Annotated in this window: 8 protein-coding genes; 7 read left to right on the plus strand and 1 reads right to left on the minus strand. The window is 69.1% G+C overall.

The features are described 5' to 3' along the window. Nucleotides 1–57 precede the first annotated feature (57 nt). The 6 genes from AC1RVW_RS22980 (at nucleotide 58) to cydX (ending at nucleotide 7725) form a co-directional block, all read left to right on the plus strand. Nucleotides 58–1170, plus strand: coding sequence for an acyltransferase family protein (locus AC1RVW_RS22980; protein ID WP_493202721.1), 1113 nt, complete (start codon nucleotides 58–60; stop codon nucleotides 1168–1170). Between the two features lie 155 nt (nucleotides 1171–1325). Continuing rightward, nucleotides 1326–3014, plus strand: a complete 1689-nt coding sequence (cydD, locus tag AC1RVW_RS22985; RefSeq protein ID WP_493202710.1) for a thiol reductant ABC exporter subunit CydD — start codon at nucleotides 1326–1328, stop codon at nucleotides 3012–3014. Next, on the plus strand, nucleotides 3011–4744 hold the full coding sequence (gene cydC / locus AC1RVW_RS22990; RefSeq protein WP_493202712.1) for a thiol reductant ABC exporter subunit CydC: 1734 nt from the start codon (nucleotides 3011–3013) through the stop codon (nucleotides 4742–4744). Before cydD ends, cydC begins: the two co-directional genes overlap by 4 nt. Before the next feature lie 42 nt (nucleotides 4745–4786). After that, entirely contained in the window at nucleotides 4787–6406 is a 1620-nt protein-coding gene (locus tag AC1RVW_RS22995; protein ID WP_493202715.1) for a cytochrome ubiquinol oxidase subunit I, read from the plus strand. Next, nucleotides 6403–7557, plus strand: coding sequence for a cytochrome d ubiquinol oxidase subunit II (cydB, locus tag AC1RVW_RS23000; RefSeq protein ID WP_493202717.1), 1155 nt, complete (start codon nucleotides 6403–6405; stop codon nucleotides 7555–7557). Before AC1RVW_RS22995 ends, cydB begins: the two co-directional genes overlap by 4 nt. A gap of 18 nt (nucleotides 7558–7575) precedes the next feature. Continuing rightward, entirely contained in the window at nucleotides 7576–7725 is a 150-nt protein-coding gene (gene cydX / locus AC1RVW_RS23005; RefSeq protein ID WP_081267010.1) for a cytochrome bd-I oxidase subunit CydX, read from the plus strand. A gap of 54 nt (nucleotides 7726–7779) precedes the next feature. Here the strand turns inward: cydX and AC1RVW_RS23010 are convergent, their stop codons facing one another. Then, entirely contained in the window at nucleotides 7780–8367 is a 588-nt protein-coding gene (locus AC1RVW_RS23010) for a GbsR/MarR family transcriptional regulator (protein WP_106934007.1), read from the minus strand. A 187-nt stretch (nucleotides 8368–8554) separates the two neighbouring features. On the opposite strand from AC1RVW_RS23010, the gene AC1RVW_RS23015 reads away from it, so the two are divergent. Next, a partial coding sequence (locus tag AC1RVW_RS23015; protein WP_493202719.1) for an ESPR domain-containing protein occupies nucleotides 8555–9079 on the plus strand: 525 nt, incomplete at its 3' end.

Genomic DNA, 9079 nt, shown 5'->3' on the forward strand with positions numbered 1-9079 from the left:
GCCGTCGCGAACGGCGCGGCGCCCGTCGCCCCGGCGCCGTCGCCATCGGCGGGACGCATGCCGCTGCTCGATGCGGCAAAGGGCATTGCGTGCGCCGTGATCGTCGGGCACCACCTGTCGCGCTACGGCCCCATGCCGGCCGGCGCGTATGCGCTCGCGCCCGATTTCTTCGCCTGGCTGTCCGACGAGGGGCGGCTGGCGGTGCAGGTGTTCCTGGTGATCGCCGGCTTCCTGGCCGCGGCGAGCCTCGCGCCCGACGGCATGCTGCGCGTCGACCGGCCGGTAGCGCGGATCCTGCAGCGCTACGGGCGGCTGGTGATGCCGTACCTGGCCGCGCTCACCGTGTGCGTGCTCGTTGCGGCGGTCGTGCGGCCGTGGCTCGATGAGGAAGTGGTACCCGCCGCGCCCACCTTCGGGCAACTGGTGGCGCACGGGCTGCTGCTGCAGGACTTGCTGGGCTATGAGTCGCTGTCGACCGGTGTCTGGTACGTGGCCATCGACTTCCAGCTGTTCGCGCTCGCGCTTGCGCTGGTCGGGCTGCCCACGCTGCTGCAGCGTCCCGCCGGCGCGGTGCATGCGAGCCTGTCGGCGCGCTGGTTGCCCGTGGCGCTGGTGCTGGGGCTGGCCGTGGCATCGCTCGCGCTGTTCAACCGCAACGCGGGGCTGGACGACACCGCTTTCTATTTCTTCGGCACCTACGGCCTGGGCATGCTGGTGTTCTGGATCGGCCGCGCCACGCGCTTCAGCACCTGGCAGGGCGCGGTCGCGCTGCTGGCCCTGGTGGGGGCGGGCGCGCTCGCCATCGACTGGCGCAGCCGCATCGCCACCGCCCTGGTGACGGCGCTGCTGATCGCGGTCGCGCAGCGCCGGCACTGGTTGTCGCCGGCGCATTGGCCGGCGCTGGCCGTGCCGCTGCAGCGGCTGGGGCGCATGTCTTATTCGCTGTTCCTGATCCACTTTCCGGTGCTGCTCGCCATGAACGCGGCGGTGGCGAATGCCGGGCCGCACGGCGCATGGTTCGATGCGGCCGGCCTGGTCGCGACCTTTGCCCTGTCGATCGCAGCGGCGGCGCTCCTGTACCGCTGGGTCGAGTCGCGCCCGGCCTCGTGGCGCGGCGTGTTCATGCTTTTTGCCGCGTTGCTGGTCAGCGGAATAGCTGTTTCTTACTAGCCCCGGGGCGCTCCGCGCGGGCGCCCGGGCTGAATCTTCCCGAACGTGTTGCGTTCGAGCGCCGGACCGTGCAGTCTGCGGGCTCGTCAGTGGCTCTCGTCTCCGGTATGATTGTGGAAATTTCAGTAAATACTGAAAATCCAAGAAAACAAGGAATGGCCCAGCACTCGCACCCCCGATCGCCGTTGAAGGCTTTCGCGTCGCCCGACGTCGGCGGGGTGGTGCAAGGCGCTGCCGCGCTGCTTTGGCTGCCGCAGGCGGCCCTGCTGGCGATGGCGGTGCAGGGGCTGGCGTCGGGGCAGGGCCTTCGCGCGGTGTGGCTGCCGGCCGGCGCGATCCTGCTGCTGGGCTTGTTGCGCGCCGCCTGCGAGGCCTGGGGCGCACGCCGGACCTTCGGCCGCGCACGGGCCCGGCTCAGCGCACTGCGCGCGCAGACGGCCGAGGCATTGGCCGACGGATCTCCGCTGGACCGGGGCCGCGCGCCTTCGGGCCAGGCCGCCAGCGTGCTTGCGGAACAGGCGGAGGCGCTGGTGCCTTACCTCGTGCGCTACCAGCCGGCGCGTTGGCGCGCGACGGTCGTGCCGGTCTTCATTCTTGGCGCGGTGGCCTGCTTCTCGTGGGTGGCTGCGCTGGTGCTGCTGGTCGCGGCGCCGCTGATCCCGATCTTCATGGCCATCGTCGGCTGGCGCGCCAAGGCCGCGAGCGAGGCGCAGATGGTCGAGATGGGCAGCATGAACGCCTTCCTGCTCGACCGCCTGCGCGGCCTGGCGACCCTGCGCGCGCTCGATGCCGTCGACGCCACGGCGCACCGGCTCGGCGATGCCGCGCAGTCGCTGCGCGTGCGGACGATGTCGGTGCTGCGCATCGCATTTCTCTCGTCGGCCGTGATGGAGCTTTTCTCGGCCCTGGGCGTGGCGATGGTGGCGGCATATGTCGGCTTCCACCTGCTGGGCTCGCTCGGCTTCGGCACGTGGGGGCGAACGCTGAGCCTCGGCGAGGGGCTGTTCGTCCTGCTGCTGGCGCCGGCGTTCTTCGAGCCGCTGCGCGAGTTGTCGGCGGTGTGGCACGACCGGGCGGCGGGCGAGGCGGCACTGCAGGCGCTCGATGGGCTGCAGCAGAACACGCTGCCGCTGCCCGGCGCGAGCGCGTCGCTCAAGCGTGCGGCCACGGGCGCCGCCGGCGCCGCACCCGCCGTCGCCGTCCACGGCCTGCATTTCTCCTGGCCGGGAGAAACGAATCCGGTCTTCGACGGCCTGGAGCTTCGCGTCGCAGCCGGTGAACACATCGCGCTGGCCGGGCCCAGCGGCTCAGGCAAGACGGCTTTGCTGTCGCTGCTCGCGGGCCTCGTGCCGGCGGCGCGCGGCGAGATCTCAATCGGCGGCGTGCCGCTCACCGATCACACGGTCGCCGCGCTGCGCCAGCGCATGGCGTGGATGGGACAGGCGCCGCATGTCTTTGCCGGATCGGTAGAGGCCAACGTAGCCTTGGGCCGCGAGGACGTCGGCACGCGCCGCGTGGCCGAGGCCATGCGCTTCGCCTCGCTCGACGCCGTGGCGCAGGCGCATCCCGGCACGGCGCTGGGCGAGGGCGGGCGCGGCCTTTCCGGGGGTGAGGCCGTGCGGCTCGCGCTAGCCCGCATCGCGGTGCATCCGCACGCCGACCTTCTGCTGGTCGACGAGCCGACCGCGCACCTCGATTCCGAGACCGCCGCCCGCGCGGCAGACGCCCTGGTCGAACTGGCACGCGGCAAGACGCTGATCGTCGCCACGCACGACCCCGCGCTCGCGGCGCGCATGGACCGCGTGGTGAGCCTCGGCGCCGAAGTCATGGAGAAGGCCGCATGAGCGCCCGCAGAACCAACACTGCGCAATGGCGCGAACTGCGTCTGGTGCTGCGCCCCTTCTTCGCCGAACAGCCCCGCGCGCTGCTGCTGGGTGGCCTGCTTGCTGCCGTCACCGTGCTTGCGGGCATGGCGCTGCTCGGCCTCTCCGGCTGGTTCATCACGGCCACAGCACTGGCCGGCCTGCATGCGGCCACGGCTTTCACCTTCGACGTGTTCATGCCCTCGGCCGGGATCCGGCTGCTCGCACTGGGCCGCACGGCTTCGCGCTACGGCGAGCGGCTCGTCACGCACGACGCGACCTTCGGCGTGCTTGCGGCGCTGCGCGTGCGCCTGTTCCGTGGCTGGGCCGGGCCCGATGCGGCGCGCGCATTGCTGATGCGTCCGGCGCGCCTGCTGTTCCGCCTGACGTCGGACATCGATGCGCTCGAATCGCTTTACCTGCGCCTGCTGGTGCCCGCTGCCGCGGCGTTGGGCGCGGCGTTGCTCGCGGGCGTGGTGCTCGGCTTCATGAATGCGGCGCTGGGCGCGGCGCTGGCGCTGTGGCTGGTGATCAGCGGCTGGGGCATTGCCTTGCTCGTGGCGAGGCGCGCTCGTCGGCCTGCCATTCGGCGCGCGCACGCCATCGAAGCCTTGCGCGCTCAAGCGGTCGATCTCGTCGCGGGCCAGACCGACCTGGTGATGGCAGGCCGCATCGACGCGCAGCGCGAGGCGCTGATGCGCGCCGATGCGCAACTCGCCAAGGCCGATCTCGCATTGAACCGGCTGGAGGCCGCTTCCGGCTTCGCCTACGGCAGTGCGGGCACGCTGACCCTCGTGGGCGTGCTGCTCATCGTTGGAACGCTCGTCAGCGAGGGCCTGATCGGCGCACCGGCGGCTGCGCTGGCATTGCTGGTGGCGCTCACGGCGACCGAGCCTTTCGCGGCGCTGCGCCGTGGCGCGCTCGATGCCGCGCGCACCTGGCTTGCGGTGCGGCGCCTCGCACCGCGCATGGCGTCTTCAGAATACGATGCGGCGACGGCGACGGCGACGGCGACGGCGAAGCCCGAAGGCGATGCGCCTTTCGCGCTGCAGTTGAAGAACGTCAGTGTCACGCACCCCGGCAGCCGCACGGAGGTCTTGAGCGATGTGTCGCTGACCTTGCGCGCCGGCGAGCGCGTCGCACTGGTGGGCGCCAGCGGTGCCGGCAAGTCGACGTTGCTGGCCGCCGTCGCCGCCGAACTCACGCCGCAAGCCGGCCATGTGAGCGCACAGCCGGCCTGCCTGCTGACCCAGCGCACCGAACTCTTCCAGGACAGCCTGCGCGACAACCTCCGCCTGGCCGACCCCGCCGCAAGCGACGAGCGCCTGTGGGCCGTGCTGCAAGCCGCCGGCCTCGACGCCGATGTGCGTGCCCTCTCGACCGGCCTCGACACCCGTCTCGGCGAATGCGGCCTGGGCCTTTCCGGCGGCCAGTCGCGCCGGCTCGCGCTGGCGCGCCTGTTGCTGCGCCCCGTGCCGCTGTGGCTGCTCGACGAACCGACCGAGGCGCTCGACGCAGCCGTCGCGCACGACGTGCTGCAGCGCCTTGCGCAACACGCCGGAGCGCGCACCCTGCTGATCGCCACGCACCTGCGCCGCGAGGCCGCGCTGGCCGACCGGCTCGTGTGCATGCGGCACGGCCGCATCGTTGCCGACCTGCGCCGCGGAAGCGATGCCTTCGATGCGGTGCTGCGCGGCCTGCGCCCGGATTGAACCGAAGAAAAACAGAAAACAGGGAACACAAAGGAAGATCTCATGGACCTCGACATCGTTGCGCTATCGCGCCTGCAGTTCGCCGTCACGGCGCTGTATCACTTCCTGTTCGTGCCGCTGACGCTCGGGCTTTCGATCATCATCGCCATCATGGAGACGGTCTACGTGATGACCGGGCGCGTGATCTGGCGCGACATGACCAAATTCTGGGGCGTGCTGTTCGGCATCAACTTCGCGATGGGCGTGGCCACCGGCATCGTGATGGAGTTCCAGTTCGGCATGAACTGGAGCTACTACAGCCACTACGTCGGCGACATCTTCGGCGCGCCGCTGGCCATCGAAGGGCTCATGGCCTTCTTCATGGAGGCGACCTTCGTCGGGCTGTTCTTCTTCGGCTGGGACAAGCTCTCGAAGGTGGGCCACCTGGTCGCCACCTGGGCCGTGGCCATCGGCTCCAACTTCTCGGCGCTGTGGATTCTCATCGCCAACGGCTGGATGCAGAACCCGGTGGGCGCGGCCTTCAACCCGCAGACCATGCGCATGGAAGTGACCGACTTCGCCGCCGTGCTGACCAACCCCGTGGCGCAGGCCAAGTTCGTGCACACCGTGTCGGCGGGGTATGTGTGCGCGGCGGTGTTCGTGCTGGGCGTGTCGGCTTGGTACGTGCTCAAGGGCCGTCACCTTGAACTGGCCAAGCGCTCGATGACGGTTGCGGCCTCTTTCGGCCTGGCCGCCGCGCTGTCGGTGGCGGTGCTCGGAGACGAGAGCGGCTACCTCTCGGGCGAACACCAGAAGATGAAGCTCGCCGCCATCGAGGCCATGTGGGAAACGCAACCCGCGCCTGCCGCCTTCACGGTCATCGGCTTCCCCGACCAGGAGGCGCGCGAGACGCACTACGCCATCCACATCCCCGGGGTGATGGGACTGATCGGCACACGCTCGCTCGACACGGTGATGCCCGGCATCGACGAGTTGGTGAAGCGCGCCGAGGTCCGCATCCGTGAGGGCCTGAAGGCCTACGACGCGCTGCAGAAGATCCGCGAGGCGGGCGGCACCGGCAAGGTGACGCAGGGCGTGCGCGGGGACTTCGAGGACAACGGCATCAACATGGGCTATGCGCTGCTGCTCAAGCGCTACGTGGACGACCCGCGCCAGGCCACCGACGAGCAGATCACCAAGGCGGCGTGGGACACCGTGCCGCAGGTGGCGCCGCTGTTCTGGCTGTTCCGCGTGATGGTGGGCATCGGCATGCTGCTGATCCTGCTGACGGGCACCTTCTTCGTGCTCTCGGCGTGCCGTAAGCTCGACAGCCACCGCTGGCTGCTGAAGCTCGCGGTGTTCGCGATTCCGCTGCCGTGGATCGCCATCGAGTCGGGCTGGCTGGTGGCGGAGTTCGGGCGCCAGCCGTGGGTGATCGAAGGCGTGCTGCCGACCGCGGTGGCCGTGTCGAACCTCGGCGTGAAGACGCTGCTGCTCACGCTGGCGGGCTTCATCGCGATCTACACCACGCTGCTCATCATCGAGATGAAGCTGATGCTCAAGGCCATCCGCAAGGGGCCCGATGCCGAGCATGCGCCCGACGAGGGCGACACGCTCTCGCACATTCCGCCGGCCCACGCGGGCGCGGCCATTCCTTCTCCTTCCGCAGGGAGCGCAGCATGACACTCCACACACTCCTCGACTACGACACCCTGCGCTTCATCTGGTGGCTGCTGATCGGCGTGCTGCTGGTGGGCTTTGCCGTGACCGACGGCTTCGACCTGGGCAGCGGCATGCTGCTGCCTTTTGCGGCGCGCAACGACATCGAGCGGCGCGTCGTGATCAACAGCGTGGGTCCGGTGTGGGAAGGCAACCAGGTGTGGCTGATCCTCGGCGGCGGCGCGGTCTTCGCGGCATGGCCTCAGCTGTACGCCGTGTCGTTCTCGGGCTTCTACCTGGCGATGTTCGTGATTCTCACGGCGCTGATCCTGCGGCCGGTGGCCTTCAAGTTCCGCAGCAAGCGCGAGTCGCCGCAGTGGCGCGCGCGCTGGGACGGGGTGCTGTTCTTCAGCGGCTTCGTGCCCGCGCTGATCTGCGGCGTGGCCGTGGGCAATGTGCTGCAGGGCGTGCCGTTCCGCTTCGACAACGACATGCACATCTTCTACGACGGCGGCTTCTTCGGCCTGCTGAATCCGTTCGCCATCTTGTGCGGGCTGGTGTCGGTGGCCATGCTGGTGATGCACGGCGCGGCGTGGCTGCTGCTGAAGACGGCGGGGCCGGTGGCCGAGCGGGCGCGCAGCTACGGCATGGTTGCCGCCGTGCTCACCGTCGCGCTGTATGCGCTGGGCGGCGTGCTGCTGGCCACGAGCATCGGCGGCTATCGCATCAGCAGCGTGATCGATGCGGTGGGGCCGTCCAACCCGATGCTCAAGACGGTCGAGCTGCATGCCGGCGCATGGACCGCCAACTACGCGGCGCATCCGTGGACGCTGGCGGCTCCGGCGGCCGGCTTCGTCGGCGCGCTGGGCGCTTTGCTCGGCCTCGCGCTGCGCCGCCCGGTGCTCGCGCTGCTGACGGCGGCGCTCGGCATCGCCGGCATCATCCTGAGCGTGGGCGCGTCGATGTTCCCGTTCATCCTGCCGTCGTCGATCGACCCGCGCGCGAGCCTCACGGTGTGGGATTCGTCGTCGAGCCATCTCACGCTGTTCATCATGCTGGTGGTCACGGCCTTCTTCATTCCCATCATCGTGGCCTACACCAGCTGGGTCTATCACGTGCTCTGGGGCAAGGTCGACGAACAAGCCATCCGCGACGAGAGCGGACACGCCTACTGAACGAACGGAGGAAAAAGTATGTGGTACTTCGCCTGGATCCTCGGCCTGCCGCTGGCAGCCGCTTTCGCCGTGCTCAACGCCATGTGGTACGAACTCATGGACGACGATGCCGTTCGCAAGGCCAAGCTTGAGACGCCTGAATCGTCGCAAGGACAGGAGCGGCTCTAGCCTCCGGGGCGGCAGTGCCGCCCATCCGCAGCGGATCCCGCGGTCCCGACGGCTTCAGTCGGCCGCGGGATTTTTCTTTTTCGACGCGCCGCCGCCCGTGATGCGGTCCTTGAGCGTCAGCACCTTGGTCACCGTTGCGCCCATGCCCATGAGTTTCATGGCGGTCTCGGGCGCGAGCCGCTGAACGTCGTCGAACCACTTCATCAGCCTGTCGATCAGGTCGTGCATCTCGCGCATGCGCTCCTGCGCGTGGCGCTCGGCATCGCTCGTGGGTGATTCCAGCAGGGCGTTGCGCAGCATCGACAGCGTGGGCTCGATCTCGCGGCGGCGCCGTTCCTCGGCCAGCACGCGGAAGATTTCCCACACGTCCGAAGGCGCCTCGAAGTATTCGCGTCGGTCGCCCGGGTGGTGGCGCAGGTGCACCAGCCGCCAGGCCTGCAGTTCCTTCAGGCCCATGCTGACGTTCGAGCGCGAGAACTCGAGCAGCTCGGCAATTTCGTCGGCGTTGAGCGCGCGCTCGGACAGAAAGATCAGCGCGTAGATCTGCCCCACGGTGCGGTTGATGCCCCATTTGCTGCCCATTTCGCCGAAGTGGGCGACGAACTGGCGGTTGAGGGGCGGGAGGTCTGAAGAGGTGGCCATGGGCCGGATTGTCGCGCCGGGCCGTGCTGTATTTCCGGAAGTTTCCGAAAACTTCGGAAGCACGAAAGGTTAACAAATAACCAATATTGGTTATATCCAGGAAGCAGTTAGTTAACAAAAATAAACAATCACTGACCACTTGCACTTCGTTGGTGCATCAGCAACCCCTTTCAAAGGTTAAAGAACAATGAACAAAGCTCATCGCAGCATCTGGAACTCGGCGCTCGGCGCCTGGGTGGCTGTTTCGGAGAACACCCATGCCCGCGGCAAGAAGAGCCAACGCGCGGTGGCGCTGGCGGCGGGTGCTGCATCTCTGCTGATGCTGGCGGGGCCATCGTTCGCAGGTGGTGACGGCGGTGGCGGTGGCTTCCTCGTCAACGGCAGTTCCGGCGCGGGGCAAACGGTGGGCAGCAGCACGACCGGGCTGGGCGGCCATGGAGGGCAGGGCGATCAGTCGGCCGCAGGCGCCGTCGGCGGCGCCCTCGGCACCAATGGAGCCAACGGTACTTCGGCGGCGGGCGGCTTCACCCCGGACAGGCTGGACGGCAGCGGCGGCGGCGGCGGCGGTTCCGCCCGGACCGGCTTCGTTCCTGTCACCGCCACGATCACGGCCGGCAACGGCGGTAACGGCGGCACCGGCGGATACAACCGCTCGAACCCGGGCGGCGGTGGCGGCGGTGGTGGCGGCGGCAGCGTGCTCGCCACCCAGTCG

This window comes from Variovorax sp. MPBD4-3 (assembly GCF_058809745.1).

What these genes read in the sequence shown, in the direction of transcription:
- AC1RVW_RS22980 (WP_493202721.1), top strand. Translation starts at nt 58, where the DNA reads ATGCCGCTGCTCGATGCGGCAAAGGGCATTGCGTGCGCCGTGATCGTC.
- cydD (WP_493202710.1), top strand. Translation starts at nt 1,326, where the DNA reads ATGGCCCAGCACTCGCACCCCCGATCGCCGTTGAAGGCTTTCGCGTCG.
- cydC (WP_493202712.1), top strand. Translation starts at nt 3,011, where the DNA reads ATGAGCGCCCGCAGAACCAACACTGCGCAATGGCGCGAACTGCGTCTG.
- AC1RVW_RS22995 (WP_493202715.1), top strand. Translation starts at nt 4,787, where the DNA reads ATGGACCTCGACATCGTTGCGCTATCGCGCCTGCAGTTCGCCGTCACG.
- cydB (WP_493202717.1), top strand. Translation starts at nt 6,403, where the DNA reads ATGACACTCCACACACTCCTCGACTACGACACCCTGCGCTTCATCTGG.
- cydX (WP_081267010.1), top strand. Translation starts at nt 7,576, where the DNA reads ATGTGGTACTTCGCCTGGATCCTCGGCCTGCCGCTGGCAGCCGCTTTC.
- AC1RVW_RS23010 (WP_106934007.1), bottom strand. Translation starts at nt 8,367, where the DNA reads ATGGCCACCTCTTCAGACCTCCCGCCCCTCAACCGCCAGTTCGTCGCC.